Source organism: Serratia sp. CY84636, assembly GCF_052166245.1.
Taxonomy (GTDB): Bacteria; Pseudomonadota; Gammaproteobacteria; order Enterobacterales; family Enterobacteriaceae; genus Serratia; species Serratia nevei.
This window is the reverse complement of record NZ_JBJNOX010000002.1, coordinates 383,978-405,739: the sequence shown is the minus strand read 5'-3', so window position 1 is coordinate 405,739 and position 21,762 is coordinate 383,978. Positions and strand designations below refer to the sequence as shown.

At 61.9% G+C, this 21,762-nt stretch carries 20 protein-coding genes; 16 read left to right on the top strand and 4 right to left on the bottom strand.

Translation table 11 applies throughout. From position 1 onward, the window contains the following. From ACJ8QI_RS06465 to ACJ8QI_RS06445, 5 genes are read left to right on the top strand one after another with little or no spacing between them, the layout of a single operon-like run. On the top strand, nt 1-1,041 hold the full coding sequence (locus tag ACJ8QI_RS06465; protein WP_442532245.1) for a FecCD family ABC transporter permease: 1,041 nt from the start codon (nt 1-3) through the stop codon (nt 1,039-1,041). Beyond that, on the top strand, nt 1,038-1,823 hold the full coding sequence (locus ACJ8QI_RS06460) for an ABC transporter ATP-binding protein (RefSeq protein ID WP_087763515.1): 786 nt from the start codon (nt 1,038-1,040) through the stop codon (nt 1,821-1,823). The genes ACJ8QI_RS06465 and ACJ8QI_RS06460 overlap by 4 nt, the downstream gene beginning before the upstream one ends. After that, on the top strand, nt 1,811-2,608 hold the full coding sequence (locus tag ACJ8QI_RS06455; protein WP_197757619.1) for a nicotianamine synthase family protein: 798 nt from the start codon (nt 1,811-1,813) through the stop codon (nt 2,606-2,608). The genes ACJ8QI_RS06460 and ACJ8QI_RS06455 overlap by 13 nt, the downstream gene beginning before the upstream one ends. Next, nucleotides 2,601-3,908, top strand: coding sequence for an opine metallophore biosynthesis dehydrogenase (locus ACJ8QI_RS06450; RefSeq protein WP_442532244.1), 1,308 nt, complete (start codon nt 2,601-2,603; stop codon nt 3,906-3,908). Before ACJ8QI_RS06455 ends, ACJ8QI_RS06450 begins: the two co-directional genes overlap by 8 nt. After that, nucleotides 3,905-4,750, top strand: a complete 846-nt coding sequence (locus tag ACJ8QI_RS06445) for a DMT family transporter (RefSeq protein WP_038877656.1) — start codon at nt 3,905-3,907, stop codon at nt 4,748-4,750. The genes ACJ8QI_RS06450 and ACJ8QI_RS06445 overlap by 4 nt, the downstream gene beginning before the upstream one ends. A gap of 67 nt (nt 4,751-4,817) precedes the next feature. Here ACJ8QI_RS06445 and prc read toward each other — a convergent pair whose 3' ends face one another. From prc to ACJ8QI_RS06430, 3 genes are all read right to left on the bottom strand, one after another. Next, on the bottom strand, nt 4,818-6,866 hold the full coding sequence (gene prc, locus ACJ8QI_RS06440) for a carboxy terminal-processing peptidase (RefSeq protein WP_033642845.1): 2,049 nt from the start codon (nt 6,864-6,866) through the stop codon (nt 4,818-4,820). Nucleotides 6,867-6,885: 19 nt separating this feature from the next. After that, complete coding sequence (proQ, locus tag ACJ8QI_RS06435) at nt 6,886-7,596, bottom strand: RNA chaperone ProQ (protein WP_033638287.1); 711 nt, start codon at nt 7,594-7,596, stop codon at nt 6,886-6,888. Nucleotides 7,597-7,692: 96 nt separating this feature from the next. Beyond that, nucleotides 7,693-8,190 carry a GAF domain-containing protein gene (locus ACJ8QI_RS06430; protein WP_060440088.1) on the bottom strand — a complete coding sequence of 166 codons (498 nt, stop codon included), beginning with the start codon at nt 8,188-8,190 and terminating at the stop codon, nt 7,693-7,695. Between the two features lie 255 nt (nt 8,191-8,445). Between ACJ8QI_RS06430 and yebS the strand changes: the two genes are divergently transcribed. The 11 genes from yebS to ACJ8QI_RS06375 all read left to right on the top strand — a co-directional run bounded on the left by yebS (nt 8,446) and on the right by ACJ8QI_RS06375 (nt 21,103). Further along, nucleotides 8,446-9,693: a membrane integrity lipid transport subunit YebS gene (yebS, locus tag ACJ8QI_RS06425; RefSeq protein WP_197785439.1), complete on the top strand. Its 1,248-nt coding sequence runs from the start codon at nt 8,446-8,448 to the stop codon at nt 9,691-9,693. Continuing rightward, nucleotides 9,662-12,292: a PqiB family protein gene (locus tag ACJ8QI_RS06420; RefSeq protein WP_087763559.1), complete on the top strand. Its 2,631-nt coding sequence runs from the start codon at nt 9,662-9,664 to the stop codon at nt 12,290-12,292. The genes yebS and ACJ8QI_RS06420 overlap by 32 nt, the downstream gene beginning before the upstream one ends. A 102-nt stretch (nt 12,293-12,394) precedes the next feature. Next, the gene (gene rsmF, locus ACJ8QI_RS06415) at nt 12,395-13,831 is read left to right on the top strand and encodes a 16S rRNA (cytosine(1407)-C(5))-methyltransferase RsmF (RefSeq protein ID WP_442532241.1); all 1,437 of its coding nucleotides are present in this window, start codon (nt 12,395-12,397) and stop codon (nt 13,829-13,831) included. A gap of 272 nt (nt 13,832-14,103) precedes the next feature. Beyond that, nucleotides 14,104-14,640 (top strand): Csu type fimbrial protein, encoded by a 537-nt coding sequence (locus tag ACJ8QI_RS06410; RefSeq protein ID WP_060419268.1) that lies wholly within the window; start codon nt 14,104-14,106, stop codon nt 14,638-14,640. A gap of 274 nt (nt 14,641-14,914) precedes the next feature. Continuing rightward, a complete protein-coding gene (locus ACJ8QI_RS06405; RefSeq protein WP_442532240.1) occupies nt 14,915-15,451 on the top strand; it encodes a Csu type fimbrial protein in 537 nt (178 codons plus the stop codon). A gap of 2 nt (nt 15,452-15,453) precedes the next feature. Next, a complete protein-coding gene (locus ACJ8QI_RS06400) occupies nt 15,454-15,957 on the top strand; it encodes a Csu type fimbrial protein (RefSeq protein ID WP_038877669.1) in 504 nt (167 codons plus the stop codon). Further along, nucleotides 15,951-16,493, top strand: a complete 543-nt coding sequence (locus tag ACJ8QI_RS06395) for a Csu type fimbrial protein (RefSeq protein WP_154632680.1) — start codon at nt 15,951-15,953, stop codon at nt 16,491-16,493. Before ACJ8QI_RS06400 ends, ACJ8QI_RS06395 begins: the two co-directional genes overlap by 7 nt. 21 nt (nt 16,494-16,514) lie before the next feature. Next, a complete protein-coding gene (locus ACJ8QI_RS06390; RefSeq protein ID WP_049201714.1) occupies nt 16,515-17,282 on the top strand; it encodes a fimbrial biogenesis chaperone in 768 nt (255 codons plus the stop codon). A gap of 46 nt (nt 17,283-17,328) precedes the next feature. Beyond that, nucleotides 17,329-19,776: a fimbria/pilus outer membrane usher protein gene (locus ACJ8QI_RS06385; RefSeq protein WP_442532683.1), complete on the top strand. Its 2,448-nt coding sequence runs from the start codon at nt 17,329-17,331 to the stop codon at nt 19,774-19,776. 19 nt (nt 19,777-19,795) lie between these two features. After that, on the top strand, nt 19,796-20,728 hold the full coding sequence (locus tag ACJ8QI_RS06380) for a Csu type fimbrial protein (RefSeq protein WP_169318363.1): 933 nt from the start codon (nt 19,796-19,798) through the stop codon (nt 20,726-20,728). 135 nt (nt 20,729-20,863) lie between these two features. Further along, nucleotides 20,864-21,103: a DUF1480 family protein gene (locus ACJ8QI_RS06375; protein WP_004931517.1), complete on the top strand. Its 240-nt coding sequence runs from the start codon at nt 20,864-20,866 to the stop codon at nt 21,101-21,103. A 55-nt stretch (nt 21,104-21,158) separates the two neighbouring features. On the opposite strand, the gene ACJ8QI_RS06370 is transcribed toward ACJ8QI_RS06375, so the two are convergent. Beyond that, nucleotides 21,159-21,758, bottom strand: coding sequence for a C39 family peptidase (locus ACJ8QI_RS06370; RefSeq protein WP_442532238.1), 600 nt, complete (start codon nt 21,756-21,758; stop codon nt 21,159-21,161). Nucleotides 21,759-21,762 lie beyond the last annotated feature (4 nt).

Sequence of the window (21,762 nt, the reverse complement as noted above, 5' to 3'; positions counted from 1 at the left end):
GTGGCCTACACAGGACGTGCGTTTTTACAACGGCGCAGGCTGCGCCGCGGGCTATTGACGCTGGCGCTGCTCGGCGCGCTGCTGGCGGCCGCCGTCGTCGATCTGACCGTCGGCGCCGCGCACCTTAGCCTCTCGGATATCCTGCCCCTGCTCTGGCCCGGCTCCGCGCCAGGCAACGAGCTGCATCAGGTGGTTTTCTGGTCGATTCGCTTGCCGATGACGCTCACCGCGTTGGTCGTCGGCGCCAGCCTGGCGCTGGCCGGTCTGTTGATGCAGACCGTGCTGGCCAACCCCCTCGCCAGCCCGTATACGCTGGGGATCTCGGCCGCGGCGGGATTTGGCGCGGCGCTGTCGATCATCACCGGATTCAGCCTGGGTGGCGCGCTGGCGCTGGGCACGCCGCTGCTGGCTTCGCTGATGGCGCTGTTGGCCTGCGTGCCTATCTATCTGCTGGGACAGCGCCGCGGCATGACGCCGCAAATTTTGGTGCTGAGCGGCATCGTGGTGCTGTTCTTCTTTCAGTCGCTGCAATCCCTGCTGCTGTTTCTGGCCTCGCCCGAAGCCATGCAGCAAATCGTCTTCTGGCTGTTCGGCAGCCTGCTCAAAGCCAATATGCACGGCGTGGCGATCACCGGCGGCGTCCTGTTCTGCGCGCTGGTCGTCAGCCTGCGGCTGGCCTGGCGCCTGACCGCACTGTCCGCCGGCGAAGAACAGGCCCAGGGGCTGGGCATCAACGTCAGCGCGCTGCGCAAGCTGGCCTTTCTGCTGGCGACCTTACTGACGGCCGCCTCGGTCTCGTTTGTCGGCACCATCGGGTTCGTCGGGCTGATCGCCCCGCATTTCGCCCGTTTTCTGGTGGGCGAGGATCAACGCTATCTGATCTGCATTTCCGCCCTTTGCGGCAGCCTGCTGCTGCTGTGCGCGTCGATCGTCGCCAAACTGGTGCTGCCGAACGGCGTAGTGCCCATCGGCATCGTTATCGCCTTAATCGGCGTGCCGGTGCTGTTCTACTTCGTCACCCGACAGGTTAAACGCCCATGACTCAACTGACCCTCACCGGCGTCGGCGTCACGCTGCATCGACGTCAGCTGTTAGCCGACGTTTCATTGGCCTGGCCGGAGGCAAAGCTCGGCGGCATCATCGGGCCCAACGGCGCCGGCAAATCGACGCTGCTCAAAGCGATCAATCGCATGCTGCCGCACAGCGGCGCTATCGCCTACCGCGAGCGCCCGCTCGATCCGAAAACCAGCCGCATCGCCTATGTGCCGCAACTCAATCGCAGCGAGTCGGCGTTGACCGCGTTTGACATGGTGCTGCTGGGCAAGGTACGGCAGTTGGGGTGGCGCGTCAGCGCCGCACAGGCCGACGCGGTCGAACAGGCGCTGGCGGAATGCGGCATTTCCGCACTTGCCGATCGCCCTTTCAACCGCCTCAGCGGCGGGCAGCGGCAGTTGGTGATGTTGGCGCAGGCCTTCGTCTCTCAGCCGCAGCTCATTTTACTCGACGAGCCCACCAGCGCGCTGGACATCCACCATCAGCTGCGCGTACTCAATCAGATCGCCGACTACAGCCGGCGTCATCGCTGCATCACGCTGCTGGTGATCCACGATCTGGGGCTGGCGCTGCGCTACTGCCATTCTCTCACCTTGCTCGAGCACGGACGCGTCATTTGCCACGGCGACACCCATCAGATGATGGGGCACCCGATGATGTCCCGCGTATTTGGCGTCGGTATCGAAAGCGGCATCAGCCCCCAAGGCTACCCCTTTCTGCTGCCGACACAGCTGTTACACGCACACGGAGAAACCCCATGTACACTCTGACCAAGGCGGACATGCTGGCGCAACTCGCCGGCTTGCAACAGGAAATCCACCAGCTTCACCGTTCCGCCCGGCAAGATCGGCGCCATTTTTCCCTGCTGGAACGGCGCTTCAGCCGCCTGCAGGCCTTTAACGATCTGCCGCAGCTGCAGGCCTATCGCCGCAAGCTGGAAAACGATCGCTCGATAACGGCGCAAATCACCCAGCTGCGAGCGGTGGCCAATGCCGCCTTGTGCGATTACGAGAAGCATCGCGTCGCCACGCTCTGCCGGGAGCCGGCGCAGACCAACGCCTACCTGAACAGTTTCGATAGCGCCCTGCAGCTGGAGATCGCCGCCGCCGACATCAAACCCGGTGAACGAGTGTTGCTGGTGGGCAGCGGCGCCTTGCCCACCACCGCGCTGGCGCTGGTCGCCAGGCTCTCCGCCACCGTCATTTGCTACGATTGCGACCCGGCGGCCCAGCGTTTTGCCCGCCGCCTCACGCGCCATCTGGGGCTGTCACGGCAAATCCCCTGCATCGATAAATTGAACGGCCTGACCGAGCGCGACATCGATCACATCATCATCGCCTCTCTGGTGGCGGACAAGCAGACCTTGCTGACGCAGCTGCGGCCTTTACTGCCCCAGCGCGGCAAACTGCTGCTGCGCTACGGTAACGGCCTTAAGTCGATCTTCAACTGCCCTTATCACCATCTGGCTGCCCGTTCACCCTGGCGCGTCAGCGGTAAACCGGTTGCCACCCCGCTGTACGATCTCTTGATTTTGGAGTCTCATCGCCATGAATAATGCGTTTTCTACCCTGATCCTCGGCGCCGGTCCGGCGGCGATCCAATTGGCTGCGGATATCCAGGCCACGGCCGACACGCGCATCGGCCTGTACAATCGCCCCAGCGAGAAAGGACAACGCCTGAAGGCGCATCTGGCGCACACGCCCAGTCTGCATCTTGAAGGCGTCGGCAAGGCGCGGCAGACCCAGCGCGATGCGCAGGTGGCAGTAGACAGTTATTGCGACGATCTGTCGCTCATCGGCGGCGACTGGCAGCGGCTGATCCTCGCGGTGCCCGCCGATCGCTATTACGAGGTGCTGCGGCAGGTGCCGTGGGCCACCTTACCCCACCTGCGTTCGTTGATCCTGCTTTCCCCGTCCATCGGCTCCGGCCTGATGGTGCAAAACCTGCTGCAGGCGGCTGGCCAATCCCACGTCGGGGTCATCAGTCTGTCCAGTTATTACGCCGACACCAAATATCAGGATGCGGCGCAGCCCTACCGCGCCTATACCAAGGCCTTTAAACAGCGGGTCTATCTCGCGGCCCAAAGCCCGGCGCCAGACTCCGCCGAACTCGACTGGATCGGCTCGGTGCTGGCGCGTCACGCTATCGACGCCCGGCGCTGCGACAGCCTGCTGGCCGCCGAGCGCTTCAGCATCACCAACTATGTTCATCCGCCGCTGGCGCTGGCCGACACCACGCTGCAGGCGATATTCCAGCCGCAGGCGCCGGTGCAATACCTGTATAAAACCTATCCCGAGGGTCCCATCTGCCCCGAGGTGATCGCCGATATGCTCGAACTGTCGGAGGATTACAAAAGGCTGCTCAACCATCTCGGCGTCGAGGAGATCAACCTGCTGCGCTTTTTGAACGACGACAGCTACCCGGTTCCCTCCCGCATGGTGAGCCGCCGCTGGATTGACCATTTCCCGCAGCTCGCGCCGGCGGAACAACGCTATGCGCTGTTTACGCGCTATACCGCGCTGCTGGTCGATCCCTATTCCGAACCGGACGCGCAGGGTCGCTATTATGATTTTTCCGCCGTCAGGGTCGCCCGCGTCTTTCAGGATGCTCAAGGGCTGTGGTGCCTGCCGCGCGTGCCGCTGGAAGACGTGCGAAAACTCCGCACGCTGGTCTTGCTGGCGGAGCGGCTTGGCGTCGAGATGCCCACTGCCCGGCGCCTGTTGGCGCGCTTTCAGCAGGCGCTGCAGAGCTTCGTCACCCGGATCGGCGCCGAGCATTGCCATCATTCGCTGCTGGACGATACCTGCGACGAACAGGCGGCCATCACCTACCGTCAGTGGCGGGGGCAAGCATGAATCAGGGTGCGCTGCTGGCCATTTTCGCCTCGCTGATTTTCAGCGTCATGAATGCGCTGGTCAAAACCATCGCCGACGACATACCCACCGGGGAAATCGTGTTCTTTCGCAGCAGCATCGGCTGCCTGCTGGTTCTGCTGCTGATGTATCGCCACGGCGTCGCCTTCAGCCGCGAAGACCGGCCGCTGCTGGTATTACGAGGCACTATGGGTGGGCTGTATCTCATCTGTTATTTTTACAGCATCGCCCACCTCACGCTGGCCGACGCCAGCATGCTGGCCTACCTGTCGCCGTTTTTCTCCATTCTGCTTTCCTTGCTGGTGCTGCGTGAACGGATCAGCGCCAACACCGCATTTTGGCTAGCGCTGGTCATCATCGGCGCCGTGCTGCTGGTGCGGCCGTGGCATTTCTCAACGTATACCCTGGCGTCGCTGGTCGGCGTGATGAGCGCGGTGTTCGCCGCTATCGCCTATCTGTCGGTCAACAAGCTCAGCAAGCGCCACCACAACTACGAGATCGTGTTCTATTTCCTGTTTATCGCGACGCTGATCTCGCTGCCGCTGATGTGGAACGCCTTCGTCTGGCCCAACGTCTACCAGTTTGCCATCCTGCTCGCCATCGCCCTGGTATCGCTGTTGGGACAGGTTGTCTTAACCCAGGCCTTTTCCTCCGATAACCTGATCGTGGTCTCGGTGGTGCGCTATATCGGCATCGTTTTCAATATTGCCTGGGGCTGGCTGTTCTGGCACGAAGTCCCGCTGTTGCTGTCGCTGATCGGCTGCCTGCTGGTGGTGGTTTCCTGCATCCGGCTCGGGCTGCGCCACCGCAAGAAAGCCGTCTGAGCAGCACGTAACGCGGCCATAAAAAAACGCACCCGAGGGTGCGTTTTTCATCCTGCCTGACGCGGCCTTATTTGGCCGGCGTTGGCTGCTGAGCGGGCTGATCTTTTTCCAGATGAGCCAGGTCCAGCGCGATATGCACGGTTTCATCCAGGTACGGATCCGGTTCCTGGTAATCCTTCGGCAGATCGTCGAGCGATTTCAGCGGCTTCTTGCCCGCACGTTCCAGGCGCTCGTTGATGCGTTTCAGACGGGTCGCATCGTCATCGTGGTTCTCTTTCTCGCGCACGGCCAGATTGAGGGACACGATGTTGCGTTTATCCTTCAGCGCCTTGTAATGCGCGATATCCTGCGCGATGTACTGGAACTCCGGATTCTGCGCGATGCGCTGCTGGTGATCTTTCAGCAGCTCCGGCTCGAACGGCGCCATATCGCCGGTCTTGCTGTAGGTCGCCGCATTGATGCTGTCCCACGGCATGGCGTTGTCTTCAAACGCTTCGCCGGTTTCCGCCGGATCGACGCCGGTCGGCATCAGAATGTCCGGGGTCACCCCTTTGCGCTGGGTGCTGCCGCCGTTGACGCGGTAGAACTTCTGAATGGTGTACTGCACCGACCCCAGCGCCGGCCACTCAGGGCGCAGCATCTGATCGTAGATGCGGTTCAGCGAACGGTACTGCTGCACGGTACCTTTACCGAAGGTCGGTTCGCCGACGATCAGCGCGCGGCCGTAATCCTGCATCGCCGCCGCGAAGATCTCGGAGGCGGAGGCGCTGAAGCGATCGACCAGCACCACCAGCGGGCCTTTGTAGTAGGTCACGCCATCGGTGTCGGCGTCTTCACGCACTTTGCCGTTGTTGTCGCGCACCTGCACCACCGGGCCGCTCGGAATGAACAGGCCGGACAGCGACACCGCTTCGGTCAGCGCGCCGCCGCCGTTGGTGCGCAGATCGATGATCACGCTCTTGACGTTCTGCTTGGCCATCTTCTGCAGCTGCACTTTCACGTCATCGGTCAGACCGACGTAGAAGCCTGGGATGTCGAACACCGCCACCTTCTCTTTGCCGACGGTCTTGATGGTCATTTTCACCGCGCGGTCTTCCAGGCGGATGCGCTCGCGGGTCAGGGTGACCACGCGGGTTTTGGTGCCCTTGCCGGCCGGCAGGATCTCCAGGCGCACCTTGCTGCCTTTCGGCCCTTTGATCAATGACACCACGTCGTCCAGGCGCCAGCCGATCACGTCCACCATCGGTTTGCCGGCCTGGCCGACGCCGACGATGCGATCGCCCACGGTGATCGCCTTGCTCTTCGCCGCCGGGCCGCCCGGCACCATCGAGTTGATCAGGGTGTAGTCGTCATCCATCTGCAGCACCGCACCGATGCCTTCCAGCGACAGGCTCATCTCGGTGTTGAACTGCTCGGTGTTGCGCGGAGACAGATAGTTGGTGTGCGGGTCGATTTCATGCGCAAAGGCATTCATCGCCAGCTGGAAGACGTCTTCGCTGTTGCTTTGCGTCAGGCGCTTGATGGCGAACTGATAACGCTTGGTCAGCGTGTCGCGGATTTCTTTGTCGGTCTTGCCGGTCAGCTTGAGGTTCAGCTCGTCATAGGTGACTTTCGCATCCCACAGGCTATCCAGCTCGGCCTTGTCTTTCGGCCACGGCGCTTTGCTGCGGTCGAGATCGATAGTGCCGTTGCCGGTGAAGTTCATCGGCTTGTCCAGCAGCGACAACGCATAGGTGTAACGCTCGAAACGGCGTTTCTGCGCCAGATTGAACAGCGCGTAGAAGGTATCCAGCTTGCCGGTTTTCAGCTCTTCGCCAACCTGATTGCGTTTGCCGGCGAACTGCGCCACGTCGGAGGCCAGCAACACGTTATGGTTGTAGTCCAGCATGTTCAGGTAGCGATCGAAGATCTTGCCTGAAAACTCCGCGTCGAGGGCGAACTGGCGGTAATGAGAGCGAGTGAAGCGCGAGGTCACGCGCTCACTCACCGTAGCGTGCTGGGGTTCCTGTTGCAGTTGGGGCAGTTGGCCGATGCGGATGTTGGCTGTTTCCGCGCCGTAACTGACACCCGCCCACAGCAGCCCTGCAATCGCTGTTAATCTGACGAATTTGTTCATGCCTTGGTTGGCCTCCGTATCAGAACTGCAAGTGTTCTGCGCGCACAATCATCGCCAGACCGGAAGAGAGCTGCACACGTACGCCATCTTTAGCGATTTCGAGTACGGTAGCATCCATCGCGCTCTTGCCTGCTCTGACTTTGATTTCCTGGCCAATTTGCAGTTTAGAGATATCCGTGACTGGCGCATAACGCGGCTGGTTTTCCTCTTTTGCTGCACGAGGTTGACGAGCTGGCTGTGGGCGAGTTTGTGGGCGCGGCTTGCGGTTTTCCGGCGCGGCTCCGCCTTCGCGACGTGCAGCAGGCTTTTTACCGGCTGGGCGCGGACGGCGTGGCGCGGCATCGGCAGATTCACCGGCGGCTTCACGTTTTTTGGCGTTTTGTTCGGCACGCTGTGCCTGAACGCGCGCTTTGGCTTCTTCAAGCTGCTGGCGAGCATGATCGACATGCTGCTGTTCCAGTTCACCGCACGGATTGCCGTCCAGGTCGACGCGCTGCGCGCCAACTTTGACGCCGTACAGGTAACGCCAGCTTGAGGTGTACAGGCGCAGGGCAGAACGCAATTGCGTTTTGCTGAGATTCTCTTCCCCCTGCACGCGCTCTACCAAATCCTGAAAAATACCGATTTTCAGCGGACGAGCTTCGCCTTCGGCGCTAAAGCAGAGCGGAAAACGCTCGGCAAGAAAAGCAATGACTTCTTTACTAGAGTTCAACTTAGGTTGATTTTCCATGAAATTTCCTGATTACAACGGTATTGCCAACAAGCCACAGGCATGAACAGGCGTCATTATAATGACGCCATCGGTAATTGCCACGTTAACCGTCGATCAACTTGCCGCTACAGTCACATATTTCGCACTGTCGCACTGTTCCAGTTGCTCACAAAGCCCCGCCACCACTGCTTTCAGGCCCGCTTCATCCTGTTCGTCGAAGCGTTGATAAACCGTGCTGTCGATATCCAAAACGCCGATCACCCGGCCGCCAACCGCCAACGGCAGCACGATTTCCGCATTGCTGGCCGCATCGCAGGCGATATGGCCCGGGAACGCATGCACGTCGCCGACGCGCTGCACGCGATTTTCCGCCACCGCCGTGCCGCACACGCCCTTGCCCACCGGGATGCGCACGCAGGCGATCTTGCCCTGGAACGGCCCCAGCACCAGCTGGTCGCCATCCATCAGATAGAAACCGACCCAGTTCACGTCATCCAGACGCTCGTTGATCAACGCGCTGGCGTTGGACAGCGCCGCGATAAAGTTGGTCTCCCCGCCGAGCAACGCGCTCAGGTCACGTTTTAATTCCGCGTAGAATTGTTCTTTTGTCATGTGATAACCATTGAAACAGTGAAGATGGCCAGAAGCCCAAAGCTTAGGCCCTATAAAATAAGCATTAAATGCGTATAGCCACAAGGTTAATCATCTGTTGCTTCACAAAACCCTGCCGCTCGGGGTATGTTTGCCGCTCAGAATCCCGGTTTACCTCTTTTTACCGTCCGGCGCCCGATCGCCGGTGACGCGGCCGGTTTATTTTTCAGCTACGCTGACAGTTCCGGCGGGCTCAAGGGCAGCTACTTGTCAAAAATGAAAATACACGCGATCACCGCCCCCCTTTCCAAAGCGCGCCACCAGCGCTGCTGCGAGTGCGACCTGCTGTTCGTGCTGCCGCCGCTCAGCGGCAATCAGGCCGCCTATTGCCCGCGCTGCAACGCCAAGGTGGTGAGCGGCCGCGACTGGTCGATGACGCGCCTGACCGCCATGGCGATCGCCATGCTGCTGCTGATGCCGTTCGCCTTCACCGAGCCGCTGATCAGCATCCGCCTGCTCGGCACGCGCATCGACGCCAGTTTGCTGGAGGGCATCTGGCAGATGAGCCGTCAGGGCGATCCGCTTACCGCCAGCATGGTGGCGTTCTGTACCCTCGGCGCCCCGCTGACGCTGGCGCTGTCGCTGCTGTATCTGCGCTTCGGCCACGCGCTCGGCATGAACCTGCGCCCGGTGCTGCTGATGTTGGAGCGGCTGAAAGAGTGGGTGATGCTGGACATCTATCTGATCGGCATGGCGGTGGCGGCGATCAAGGTGCAGGATTATGCCGACATCCAGGCGGGCAGCGCGCTGATCGCCTACCTGTCGCTCACCCTGCTCAGCATCCTGACGCTGATCCACGCCAACCTGGAGCAGCTGTGGGAGCGTTACTACCCGCAGGAGCAGCCGAAAGGCCCACCAGCGGCGCTGCATATTTGCCTGTCCTGCCACTATACCGGCTACCCCGACGCGCGCGGCCGCTGCCCGCGCTGCCACGTGCCGATGTGCCACCGCCAGCCCTACAGCCTGCAGAAAACCTGGGCGGCGCTGATCGCGGCGATGATCCTGCTGATACCGGCCAACCTGCTGCCGATTTCCATCATTTACGCCAACGGCGCGCGGCTCGAAGACACCATCTTCTCCGGCGTGGTCTCGCTGGCCACCTCCGGCAACGTGCCGATCGCCGCCATCGTGTTCATCGCCAGCGTGCTGGTGCCCTTTACCAAGGTGATCGTGCTGATCACGCTGCTGTTCAGCATTCACTTCAAAACCTCGCACAGCCTGAAGACGCGCATTCGTCTGCTGCGCCTGGTCACCTGGATCGGCCGCTGGTCGATGCTGGATCTGTTCGTTATCGCCTTGATGATGTCGCTGGTAAACCGCGACCAGCTGTTATCTTTTACTATGGGACCGGCCGCGTTTTACTTTGGCTCGGCGGTCATTTTGACTATTCTTGCCGTTGAGTGGCTGGATAGCCGATTGATTTGGGATGCACATGCAACAGGAAACGCCGACTACACCGACTGAAGCGCGGGTCAAGAACAAGCGCCGCATTTCACCGTTCTGGTTACTGCCGTTCATCGCCCTGCTGATCGCCGGGTGGCTGGTCTATAACAATTTCCAGGAGCGCGGCACCACCGTCACCATCGATTTCCAATCGGCGGCGGGCATCGTCGCCGGCCGCACGCCGGTGCGCTACCAGGGCGTTGACGTCGGCACGGTGCAGAAGATCAGCCTGAGCAAAGATCTGCGCAGCATCGTGGTGGAAGCCAGCATCAAAAGCGATCTGGAAGACTCGCTGCGCGAAGGCACCCAGTTTTGGCTGGTGACCCCCAAGGCTTCGCTGGCCGGGGTCTCCGGGCTCGATGCGCTGGTCGGCGGCAACTATATCGGCATGATGCCCGGCAGCGGCAAGGCGCAAACCCACTTCGCCGCGCTCGATACCCAGCCGAAATACCGCCTGAACACCGGCGAGCTGATGATCCATCTGCACGCCGACGATCTGGGCTCGCTCAACAGCGGCTCGCTGGTCTACTACCGTAAAATCCCGGTCGGCAAGGTGTACGACTACACCATCAGCGAAGGCAATAAGGGCGTGACCATCGACGTACTGATCGACCGCCGCTTCGCCCATCTGGTGAAAAACAACAGCCGCTTCTGGAACGTCTCCGGCTTCAAGGGCGATTTCAGCCTGTCCGGCGCGACGGTACAGATGGAGAGCCTGGCGGCGCTGGTCAACGGCGCCATCGCCTTCGATTCGCCGGCCGATGGCCAGCAGGCCAAGGGTGACCAGAGCTATGCCCTGTATCCCGATCTGGCCCACAGCCAGCGCGGCGTCAATATCCTGCTGGATCTGCCGAGCGGCAACAACCTGAGTGAAAACCGCACGCCGCTGATGTACCAAGGGCTGCAGGTCGGCACCCTGACCAAACTGACGTTGCAGCAGGACAGCAAAGTGGTCGGTGAACTGACCATCGATCCTTCGGTGGTCGATCTGATGCGCAGCGGCACCCGCATCGTGATGCGCAGCCCGCGCATCAGCCTCAACGACGCCAAGCTCAGCCAATTGCTGACCGGCACCACGCTGGAGCTGGTGCCGGGTGAAGGCGAGCCGCAGCAGCGCTTCAACGTGCTGGACAGCAGCGAGACGCTGTTGCAACAGCCTGGCGTGCTGACCGTCACGCTGAATGCGCCGCAAAGCTACGGCATCGACGTGGGGCAGCCGTTGGTGGTGCACGGCGTGAAAGTCGGCCAGATCCTGAGCCGCACCCTGACCGCCAGCGGCGTGGTGTTCACCGCCGCCATCGACGCCCAATATCGCGGCCTGCTGCACAAAGACAGCAAATTCGTGGTCAACAGCCGCCTCGACGTCAAGCTGGGCATCGACGGCATGGAAGTGCTCGGCGCCAGCGCCCAGGAGTGGGTAGACGGCGGCGTGCGCATTATTCCCGGCAGCAAGGGGGAACCGGGCGGCCAATACCCGCTGTACGCCAACAGTGAGAAAGCCGAGGAAGGCATCGTCGGCAACGCCCCGGCCACCACCCTGACCCTCAGCGCCACCAGCCTGCCGGACGTGCAGGCCGGCTCGGTGGTGCTGTATCGCAAATTCCAGGTGGGCGAAATCGTCAACGTGCGGCCAAAGGCCAACGAGTTTGAGGTGGACGTCTACATCAGCCCGGAATACCGCAAGCTGCTGACCCGTGAAAGCATCTTCTGGGCCGAAGGCGGCGCCAAGGTGCAGCTCAACGGCAGCGGGCTGACGGTGCAGGCTTCGCCGCTTAACCGCGCGCTGAAAGGCGCCATCAGCTTCGACAACCTGCAGGGCGTGACGCTCAACAAGGGCGCCAACCGCGTGCTGTACGCCAGCGAAACCGCCGCTCGCGCGGTGGGCAGCCAAATCACGTTGAAAACCTACGACGCCAGCAAGCTGTCGGCGGGCATGCCGCTGCGCTACCTCGGCATCGACGTCGGCCAGGTGGAGTCGCTGCAGCTGGCGCCGGAGCGCAACGAAGTGTTGGCCAAAGCGGTGCTGTATCCGGAATACGTGCAGACCTTCGCGCGTCTGGGCAGCCGCTTCTCGATCGTCTCGCCGGAGATCTCCGCCGCCGGCGTCAGCAACCTCGATACCCTGCTCCAGCCTTATATCAACGTGGAGCCGGGGCGAGGCCGCGAGCTGCGCACCTTCGAACTGCAGCAGGCCAGCATCACCGACTCGCGCTATCTCGACGGCCTGAGCGTGGTGCTCGACGCCGCCGAAACCGGCTCGCTGCAGATCGGCACGCCGGTGTTGTTCCGCGGCGTGGAGGTCGGCACCATCACCGGCTTCTACCTTGGCGCCATGTCAGACCGGGTTCATGTCGCGCTGCGCATCAGCAAGAAGTATCAGCATCTGGTGCGCAACAACAGCGTGTTCTGGCTGGCTTCGGGGTACAACCTGCAGTTCGGCCTGACCGGCGGCGTGATCAAGAGCGGCACCTTCCAGCAGTTCATCCGCGGCGGTATCGCCTTCGCCACGCCGCCGACCATTCCGCTGGCGCCGAAAGCGACGCCTAACAAACACTTCCTGCTGAATCCGGAAGAGCCGAAGGACTGGAAAACCTGGGGCACCGCCATTCCGCGCGATTAAATTTCGCATTTTCCTCAGGGCCCGGCATTGTCGGGCCCTGTTTTTTTCCGCTTTGTGATAAACTCTCGCCCTTGTCTTTATTGCACCCTGAGAGTTCGCCCCGTGGCCAAATCCACCGCCGTTTTTCTGCCCCCCGCTTTCCTTGACGCCACCCGCGCCATCATGCCCGCCGAGCTGGCGATGGAAGATTTTATCGCCGCCTGCCAGCGCCCGCTGCGCCGCAGCCTGCGCGTCAACACGCTGAAAATCAGCGTCGCCGACTTCCTGGCGCTGGTGCAGGATTACGACTGGCGACTGGAGCCCATCCCCTGGTGCGCGGAAGGGTTCTGGATCGAGCGCGACGATGAAGAGCTGCGTCTGGGCAGCGCCGCCGAACACCTGAGCGGCCTGTTCTACATTCAGGAGGCCAGTTCAATGCTGCCGGTCAGCGCGCTGTTCTCGGGCGGCGCAGTGCCGAATCGGGTGCTGGACGTGGCGGCGGCACCAGGCTCCAAAACCACCCAAATCGCCGCGTTAATGGGCAATCAGGGCGGCATCGTCGCCAACGAATACTCCGCCAGCCGGGTAAAAGTGCTGCACGCCAATATCAGCCGCTGCGGCGTGAAGAACGCCGCGCTGACCCACTTCGACGGCAGGGTGTTCGGCGCCGCGCTGCCGGAGAGCTTCGACGCCATTCTGCTCGATGCCCCCTGCTCCGGCGAAGGCGTGGTGCGCAAGGATCCGGACGCCATGAGCAACTGGTCGCCACAGAGCGTGGCCGAAATCGCCGCCACCCAACGCGAACTGATCGACAGCGCGTTTCATGCGCTGGCGCCGGGCGGCGTGATGGTTTACTCCACCTGCACGCTCAATGCGCAGGAAAACCAGCAGGTGGTGCGCTGGCTGCTGGACACCTACGGCGACGCGGTCAGCGTCGAGCCGCTGGGTGCGCTGTTCCCCGGCGCCGACAAGGCGCTGACTGCCGAAGGCTTCCTGCACGTCTTCCCGCAGATTTACGACAGCGAAGGCTTTTTCGTCGCCCGCCTGCGCAAACAGCGCGCCGTGGCGCCGTTGGCGAAGCCGACCTACAAGGTGGGTAAATTCCCGTTCAGCCCGCTGTCCGGCAAAGAGGCGGCGCTGGTCGCCCAAGCCGCCGCCGCATCCGGCTTAACCTGGGACGATGACAGCCGGCTGTGGGAGCGCGACAAGGAGCTCTGGCTGTTCCCGGCCGAGCTGGAACCGCTGTTCGGTAAAGTGCGCTTCTCACGTATCGGCCTCAAGCTGGCGGAACGTTTCCCGAAAGGTTTCCGCTGGCAGCACGAGGCGGCGATCGCGCTGGCCGGCACCGGCGGCAAAACGCATTTCGAGCTGGACGCCGCGCTGGCGCAAGAGTGGTATCACGGCCGCGATCTCTACCCGGAGCAGCCGCCGGCCGGCGATGAATGCATCGTCACCTACCAGGGCCAGCCGCTGGGCATCGCCAAGCGCATCGGCAGCCGCATCAAGAACAACCTGCCGCGCGAGCTGGTGCGCGACGGCGCGCTGGATTTTCACCTGTAATCGCTCCGGTGCCGGGGAACCGCCTTCCCCGGCGCCAAAATAATGCTAATAATATTCCTATCGCCATTCATTATTATTCTAATCATTTCCAATTTGCACTATTCCGCCTCCCCGCCCGTATTTCCCCGCCGGAAAAGAAAAAAGTTTTTAGCCTTTGATCAAGACAATTTCGCGTTCTTATCCTATTAATTTAAATGTAAGTAAATTAATGCGTTCAACTCAGCTCTGGGTGGCGTTTTTGCGGGCTTTCTCTGACACGGCAAGGAATCATGATGAATAAAACTCTGATGGTTTTGACCTCGGTAGCACCTCTGCTGTGCATCAGTGGCACAGCCAACGCAGCGGGCACCATTCAGGGCACGCTGGGCGTGACGATCACCATCGGCGCCGGCTGTGTGGTCACCGGCGGCAACAGTTCCGGCACCACCAACGACTTTGGTTCGATCAGCTTCGGGACTTACTCCTCGCTGGCCAACGTCATCACCGCCAGTGCCACCGGCAGCGGCGGCACCGGCACGCTGGGGCTGAACTGCACCACCGGCACCAACTATACCGTAGCGCTGGACAACGGCCTCAACGCCTCCGGCAGCCAACGGCGCATGGCCAGCAGCGTGCCGGCCTACATCAGCTACAACCTCTATCAGGACAGCGCCCACGCCCTGCCGTGGAACAGCACCACCGGCACGCTGACCGGTACCGGTACCGGCTCGGCGGTGCCGCTGATCGTTTACGGCCTGGTGCCTGCCGCGGGAACGACTCCGGCGGCCGGTGTGTACAGCGATACCGTCACCATGACCGTCACCTGGTGAGTTTCATCGTCAACGGAGCGCCGTCAGTGCGCTCCGTTATTCATTAAGTAATAATATTCCCACTCATCTTATCAATATCCCCTTCATGTTCATGCCCGGTGACACGGCCGCCGCAGCGAACCTGCGACAGCGATTAAAAATAAATAAAGTTTTTAATCTTTTAGCGCGACATTCTCACGTTCTTATTCTATTAATTAATCTGTAAATAGATTAATGCATTTGACTCATTTTTCGGGCTTTTTGGCAGGCTTCTCTACTACGGCAAGGAACCACGATGAAAAAGACTCTGGCGGCATTAACCTCGGCAGCGCTTCTGCTGTGCGCCTCTGGCACCTCCTACGCGGCGGGCACCATTCAGGGCACGCTGGGCGTCACCCTGACCATCGGCGCCGGCTGCGTGGTCACCGGCGGCACCAGCTCCGGCACCACCAACAGCTTCGGCTCCATCAGCTTCGGCACCTACTCCTCACTGGCTAACGTCATCACCGCCAGCGCCACCGGCAGCGGCGGCAGCGGCACGCTGGGGCTGAACTGCACCACCGGCACCAACTACACCGTGGCGCTGGACAACGGCCTCAACGCGACCGGCAGCCAGCGGCGCATGGCCAGCAGCGTACCGGCCTATATCAGCTATAACCTCTACCAGGACAGCGCCCACTCCGTGCCGTGGAACAGCACCACCGGCGTGCTGACCGGCACCGGCACCGGTTCGGCGGTGCCGCTGATCGTCTACGGCCTGGTACCTGCGGCAGGCACCACCCCGGCGGCCGGTGCGTACAGCGATACCGTCACCATGACCGTCACCTGGTAAACATGACGCGCCTGGCCGTCACCTGCATGCTGCTGTCGTTGGCGGGCGTTTGCCGCGCCGACGTCAGCACCGCGACGGTGGGCGTCAGCGCCACCTTGGTCAAGTCCTGCGTCGCCGGCACCACCAGCGGCGGCAACACCACATTCGGCACCTTTAACTTCGGCACGGTCTATTTCCTCAATACGGCGATAAAGGTGACCGGCCAGGCGAACGCCGGCGCACTGCAGATCAACTGCAACAACGGCACCAGTTACACGGTGCTGCTCAGCGGCGGACAGAGCGGCAATACCGCCGCACGCTATCTGCAAAGCGCGGCGGGCGCCCGCGTGAACTACAACCTGTATACCAGCGCCAGCTACGCCACCGTCTGGGATAACGTCACCGGCGTCACCCAGACCGCCACTGGCCAAAGCGTCTGGCTGCCGGTGTACGGCATGATCCCGGTACAAACGACGCCGGCGACGGGCAACTATACGGATACGGTGCAGGTGACGATAAATTGGTGATTAACGGAACGCTGCGCACCCTGCTGCTGGCGGCGCTGATCGGCGCCCCGACGACCCGTGCCGACACCGTCAGCCAGGGCTTCACGGTCAATGCTTCGATCATCAAAGGCTGCGTACTCGGCAGCGGCGTCACCAACGTTACCTCGTTCGGCAGCATGAGCTTCGGCCAGGTGGCGTCCTTGAGCAGCCCGATAAAAATCGTCTCTAGCGCCGGCGCCGGCTCCATTTTGATCCGCTGCAATCCCGGGCTCAGCGTCACCCTGGGGCTGAACGTCGGCAATAACGTCACCGGCTCCATCGCCGGCGGGCGAAAACTGTTGAACTCGGTGACCTCGGAAACGCTGGTTTACCAGCTCTACCAGGATGCCAACTACGCCGTTTTGTGGGGCGACGGCGGCAACGGCGGCGCCGTCCAAACCGTCTCCTCCACCGGCAGTACGCAAGAAATAAAAATCTACGCCAGTTTAATGGCGAGCAGCACCTTGCCCACCAGCGGCACCTACAACGATACGGTCTTAGTGACGGTGAGTTATTGAGCTTTTAAAAAGGATCACATTATGCGTAGTACTCTGCTCCGCCTGCCCCTGCTGGCAGGATTGCTGTTAGCCGGTCAACCGCAGGCCTTCGCCGCCGCCTCCATTCTGATTTGGCCTATCGATCCGGCGATTGAAGACAACCAGCAGGCGACGGCCCTGTGGCTGGAAAACCGCGACAGCAAACCGGTCTATATGCAGATCCGCGTGCTCGGCTGGCAACAAACCGGCGGTAAGGACGACTACCGCAACCAGAGCGAAGTGGTCGCCAGCCCGCCGGTCGCCACCATTCTCCCCGGCAAACGCCAGCTGATTCGCCTGATCAAGCAGACCCCGGTCGCCGCCGGGCAAGAACGGGCTTACCGGATACTGGTTGACGAAGTGCCCATCAAGGATAAAGACGGCGCGGCGCCCGACAAGGGTGCGCAGATGGGGCTGAAATTCCAGATGCGTTATTCGGTGCCGCTGTTCGTCAGCGGCAAAGGCGTCTGGACCAAGCAAGACTTCGAACACCCGCGCGACTATGCCACCGCCAACCAGCCTAAGCTCAGCTACCGGCTGCTGCAGCAAAACAGCCAGCGCTGGCTCGACGTGCGCAACGACGGCATCGTGCACGCCCGCCTGTCGCAGGTCAGCATCCAGGGCAAGCCGCTCAACAACGGGCTGCTGGGCTATGTGCTGCCGGGTTCGCAAATGCGCTTTGCCCTGCCGCCTTCGGGCAGTTTCGCCGCCGGCAAGCTGCAGGCGATGGTCAATGACAATAAGCAACCCGTAACCATTCCGTCTTACTGAGCCTGAGGTGCAGGTGAAGCGGATCTCGTCGCCGGCCACGCGCGGCATGCAGCTCAAGCCGCTGGCCCTGGCCGTACTTTGTATGGCGGTGGAGCTGTGGCCGCCGCACGCCGCCGCCGACGACCTTCCACCGCCGCCCAGCGCCATCAGCATGCCGGACACCACGCTGTATCTGGAGCCGGTGGTGAACGGCCGCCAGACCGGCAAAGTGGTGCCGGTCACCTACCGCGGCGGCCACTACTATTTGACGCCGCAGCAACTGAGCGACGCCGGCCTGCCGGTGGCGAACAAGCAAGCGAAAGAGATCGCCGTCGATCAATTGGATAAGGTCGACGTCACCTACAGCGGCGAAACGCAGCAGCTGTTGATCTCGGTGCCCAACGACTGGCTGCCCAAGCAAACCCTCGGCGACGCCAACCCAGAACAGCGGCTGCCGGCGCAAAGCAGCCTGGGTTTCTTGCTGAATTACGACGCCTACGTCAGCCAGAGCGGCGGGCGCGGCAATCCGGGCTATTTTTCCGCCTGGAGCGAACAGCGGCTGTTCGACGGCTTCGGCGTTATCGCCAACACCGGCATTTTCCGCAGCAGCTTCAACGGCGAGACCGCCGCACAGCAGAACAATCGCTATATCCGCTACGACAGCAGCTGGCGCTACAGCGACGACGACACCATGCTCAGCTATACCGCCGGCGATCTCACGACCGGCTCGCTGCCCTGGACCAGTTCGGTGCGCATCGGCGGCCTGCAGGTGGCGCGCAACTTCGCCACGCGGCCGGATCTGATTACCTATCCGCTGCCGCAGTTCTCCGGCCAGGCCGCCGTGCCGAGCAGCGTCGATCTGTACATCAACAGCTACAAGAATACCTCCGTCAGCGTGAACCCCGGCCCGTTCACCCTGAATACCGTGCCTTACATCAACGGCGCCGGCCAGGCGACGGTGGTCACCACCGACGCGCTCGGCCGCCAGATCAGCACCACGGTGCCGTTCTATGTCGCCAGCTCGCTGCTGCAGGCCGGGCTAAGCGATTTCAGCCTGTCGGCAGGGGCGCTGCGTCAAAATTACGGCTACCGTTCCGCAGACTACGGCCAATGGGTGGCCAGCGGCAGCGGGCGTTACGGCGTCACTGATTGGTTGACGCTCGAAGGGCGGGCGGAAGGCGCGGCTGAGCTGGCGGTCACCGGCGCCGGCGCGGGCGTGCGCCTGGGGCAGTTAGGGGTCCTCAACGCCTCCTACAGCTACAGCCAGGCGGGCAGCGATGCCTTCAACGCCCCGCCGGTCACGCCCCTTTATTACGATCCGATCACCGGCCAACCGGTACAGCAACCGGATGCCGGGCCGGTTTATCAGTACACCGGCCGCCACGGCGATCAGACCAGCCTGAGCTATACCTACAGCAACCAATATTTCAGCCTCAATGCCCAACGGGTACTGCGCAGCGCGAACTTCGGCGACCTCTCCACCTACAAGAGCAGCTACCGCCTGAGCCGCCGCACCGATCAACTGACCGGCAGCATCGGCCTGAGCCGCTTCGGCAGCCTGGGCGCCGGTTATTTCGACGTGCGCGACGCCATCGGCCAACGCACCCGCCTGGTCAACCTGTCGTACAGCCTGACGCTGTGGCGCAATATCAGCCTGTACGCCTCGGCGAACCGCGAGATCGGCGGCGACGGCTACAGCTCGCAGCTGCAGATCAGCATTCCGTTCGATGCCTGGGGCACCGCTAACGTCAGTACCGCCCGCGACGCCGGCAACCGCTGGAGCGAACGCGTCGCGTACAGCCGCGCCGCGCCGACCGACGGCGGTTTCGGCTGGAACCTGGCCTACGCCGGCGGTCAAGGCAGCGACAGCGATTACCGCCAGGCAGACCTGACCTGGCGCACCTCGCTGTTGGAAACCCGCGCCGGGCTGTACGGCAACCGTAACGATTACACCCGCTGGGGCGAAGTCAGCGGTTCGCTGGTGGCGATGAACGGCGGCGTATACGCCACTAACACCATCAACGACGCCTTTGCCCTGGTTTCGACCAACGGCTACGCCGGTATTCCGGTCAGCTACGAGAACCAGCGCATCGGCGTCACCAACGACAAAGGCTACCTGTTGGTGCCCACCGTCACTTCGTATTACCACGCCAAATTCCAGATTGATCCGCTCAATCTGCCGGCGGACGTCAATTTGCCGTCGGTAGAAAAAACCGTCGCCATTCGCGATCACAGTGGCTACCTGGTCGAATTCCCCGTCCAGCGCCTTTCCGCCGCCGACGTGGAGCTGGTCGATACGCAAGGCAAACCGCTGGCCAACGGCAGCCAGGTGGCGGTGATCGGCAGCAATCAACAAAGCTACGTCGGGTGGGATGGCATGACCTATATCGACCCGGTGCAGCAGCACAACCGGCTGAGCGTAATCCCAGCCGACGGCGGCGCGCCGTGCCAGGTCAGCTTCAGCCTGGCCAACCCGCAGGGGCTACAGCGCGTCGGTCCCCTCGTCTGCCAATAACACACGGAGAAGAAGAACGATGTATCGGCAAGTGAAAATTCTTTTGGCGGCGCTGCTGCTGCTGTGCGGGCAACGCGCGCTGGCGGACTGCGCCACCACCAACGGCACGGTGACCCTGCCCAGCAGCAACTCCTTCGCCGTCTACAACGGCCAGATCAGCGCCCAGGGTACCGCCGGGCTCAACTGTACCGGGCTGGGGCTCAATCTGTTGACGCAAAACACCGTCACGGTCAAGATCGCCTCCACCACCAACAATATGGCCCTGCTGAACGGCAACGGCTCCGGCGATAAAATTTCCTATCTCATCTACCCGGATGCCAACTACCAATACCCCTACAGCGTCGGCCAGACCATCGACTACAGCTCGCTGAACCTGCTGTCGCTGATCCTGATCTCTTCCAACGTCAACTTTCCGGTGTACATCAAAACGGTGGCGGGTGCGAACGTCAGCGCCGGCACCTATACCGACACCATCAATCTGGTGTGGAACTACCATATTTGCGGCCTGGGCCTGATAGGGCTGTGTATCTGGTGGGACGGCACCAACCAACCCAGCACCGTGACCATCACCGCAGTCATCACCAAAAGCTGCCTGATCAATACCGCCAATAACGTCAACTTCGGCAGCATGGCGCTGGTGGGGCAATTCAACCCGATCAACCAGAGCATCACCCTGACCTGCACCAAATCCCAGTCATACAGCTCCTACTTTACCAACGGCAACAACCCCATCACCGGTTGGCGGCAAATGCTCAGCGGCACCAGCAACTTCCTGCAGTATCAGATCTACCTGCCCAACACCAGCACCGTGTGGAGCAGCACCAACGCGCAAAGCGGCACCGGCACCGGCCTGGCGCAAAGCATTCCCTTTACCGCCGCCATCAATCCGGCGCAGACCGAAGTGCCGGTTGGTACCTATCAGGATAACGTCAGCTATGTCGTGACCTATTAGCCTGGCCGCTAGCCGCTCAGGAAGAATGTTGCCAGAATGTATTTTTTATGTGGCATTTTTTGCTCATTTGGCTATGCTCATACCGATGGCCTTACTGGTCCAACCTCCTACCACATCATTGAGCAAGGAGTTCCCATGAGCAAAACCGTCGTAAAAATTGGCAGCTTCGAGGTCGATGACGCGCATCTTCACGCCGGCGCCGACCGCGCCGGCACCCTGAGCATTCCCTGCAAGTCCGATCCGGACCTGTGTATGCAGCTCGACGGCTGGGATGAACACACCAGCATTCCGGCGATCCTTGATGGCAAACAGTCGCTGCTGTACAAGCAGCACTACGATCGGCAGGCGGACGCCTGGGTGATGCGGCTGGCATGAAAATACGCCGGGCCTGCTGACGACGCGCTGCTTTCATCGGAAACAGCGCGTTTTTTTATGCGATGGCGATGCCGCGGCCGGCAAAGAAAGGGGTGAAGCGGTTGAGCGGCAGCTGTACCTGCTCGCGCGTCGCCGGGCTGTCGCCCGAAGGATTGTGAAAGGTCACGCTTTGCGTATCGGCGGCGGTGATCAGCACCAGATGCCCGCCCCGCTGTGGCGGCAGGCTCTCGGGCCGGCGAATGGAGGGGTGCACCGAGGCGATAAAGTAGCGGTATTGGCTAAGCAGCGCCGATACGTCGACGGCCTCCAGCCCCACCTTCACCTCCGCTTGCAGCGCAAACTGCTCGCGCACGTACTCGACGAACGGCGCGTAAATCAGCCCTTTTATCCGCTCCCCCTCGCGCACATAGGCACCGTAAGGCAGGCTGCGCCGCGCCAGCTCCAGCAGCGGTGGCGCTTCGCCGTCGCGGTGGCTCAGCACCATTTTCAGGCAGGCCATGCCGCATACGTGGTTGGCCCACTCGACGTACTCCGCCCGATCGCGGGCGCCGCTGCGCGCCCAATTCTCGTCTTGCGCCAGCGTCATACGGCCGGCGATCAGATCGGCCGCCAGCTCCGGGCTTGCCCACTGGCATTCGTAGGGAACGGCGCGCATCCGT

Excerpts from the sequence above, each read along its gene's own strand:
- ACJ8QI_RS06420 (WP_087763559.1), top strand. The coding sequence starts at position 9,662 with ATGCAACAGGAAACGCCGACTACACCGACTGAAGCGCGGGTCAAGAAC.
- ACJ8QI_RS06450 (WP_442532244.1), top strand. The coding sequence starts at position 2,601 with ATGAATAATGCGTTTTCTACCCTGATCCTCGGCGCCGGTCCGGCGGCG.
- ACJ8QI_RS06460 (WP_087763515.1), top strand. The coding sequence starts at position 1,038 with ATGACTCAACTGACCCTCACCGGCGTCGGCGTCACGCTGCATCGACGT.
- ACJ8QI_RS06385 (WP_442532683.1), top strand. The coding sequence starts at position 17,329 with ATGCAGCTCAAGCCGCTGGCCCTGGCCGTACTTTGTATGGCGGTGGAG.
- ACJ8QI_RS06430 (WP_060440088.1), bottom strand. The coding sequence starts at position 8,190 with ATGACAAAAGAACAATTCTACGCGGAATTAAAACGTGACCTGAGCGCG.
- proQ (WP_033638287.1), bottom strand. The coding sequence starts at position 7,596 with ATGGAAAATCAACCTAAGTTGAACTCTAGTAAAGAAGTCATTGCTTTT.
- prc (WP_033642845.1), bottom strand. The coding sequence starts at position 6,866 with ATGAACAAATTCGTCAGATTAACAGCGATTGCAGGGCTGCTGTGGGCG.
- ACJ8QI_RS06370 (WP_442532238.1), bottom strand. The coding sequence starts at position 21,758 with ATGCGCGCCGTTCCCTACGAATGCCAGTGGGCAAGCCCGGAGCTGGCG.
- yebS (WP_197785439.1), top strand. The coding sequence starts at position 8,446 with ATGAAAATACACGCGATCACCGCCCCCCTTTCCAAAGCGCGCCACCAG.
- ACJ8QI_RS06380 (WP_169318363.1), top strand. The coding sequence starts at position 19,796 with ATGTATCGGCAAGTGAAAATTCTTTTGGCGGCGCTGCTGCTGCTGTGC.
- ACJ8QI_RS06400 (WP_038877669.1), top strand. The coding sequence starts at position 15,454 with ATGACGCGCCTGGCCGTCACCTGCATGCTGCTGTCGTTGGCGGGCGTT.
- ACJ8QI_RS06455 (WP_197757619.1), top strand. The coding sequence starts at position 1,811 with ATGTACACTCTGACCAAGGCGGACATGCTGGCGCAACTCGCCGGCTTG.
- ACJ8QI_RS06410 (WP_060419268.1), top strand. The coding sequence starts at position 14,104 with ATGAATAAAACTCTGATGGTTTTGACCTCGGTAGCACCTCTGCTGTGC.
- ACJ8QI_RS06445 (WP_038877656.1), top strand. The coding sequence starts at position 3,905 with ATGAATCAGGGTGCGCTGCTGGCCATTTTCGCCTCGCTGATTTTCAGC.
- ACJ8QI_RS06375 (WP_004931517.1), top strand. The coding sequence starts at position 20,864 with ATGAGCAAAACCGTCGTAAAAATTGGCAGCTTCGAGGTCGATGACGCG.
- ACJ8QI_RS06390 (WP_049201714.1), top strand. The coding sequence starts at position 16,515 with ATGCGTAGTACTCTGCTCCGCCTGCCCCTGCTGGCAGGATTGCTGTTA.
- ACJ8QI_RS06405 (WP_442532240.1), top strand. The coding sequence starts at position 14,915 with ATGAAAAAGACTCTGGCGGCATTAACCTCGGCAGCGCTTCTGCTGTGC.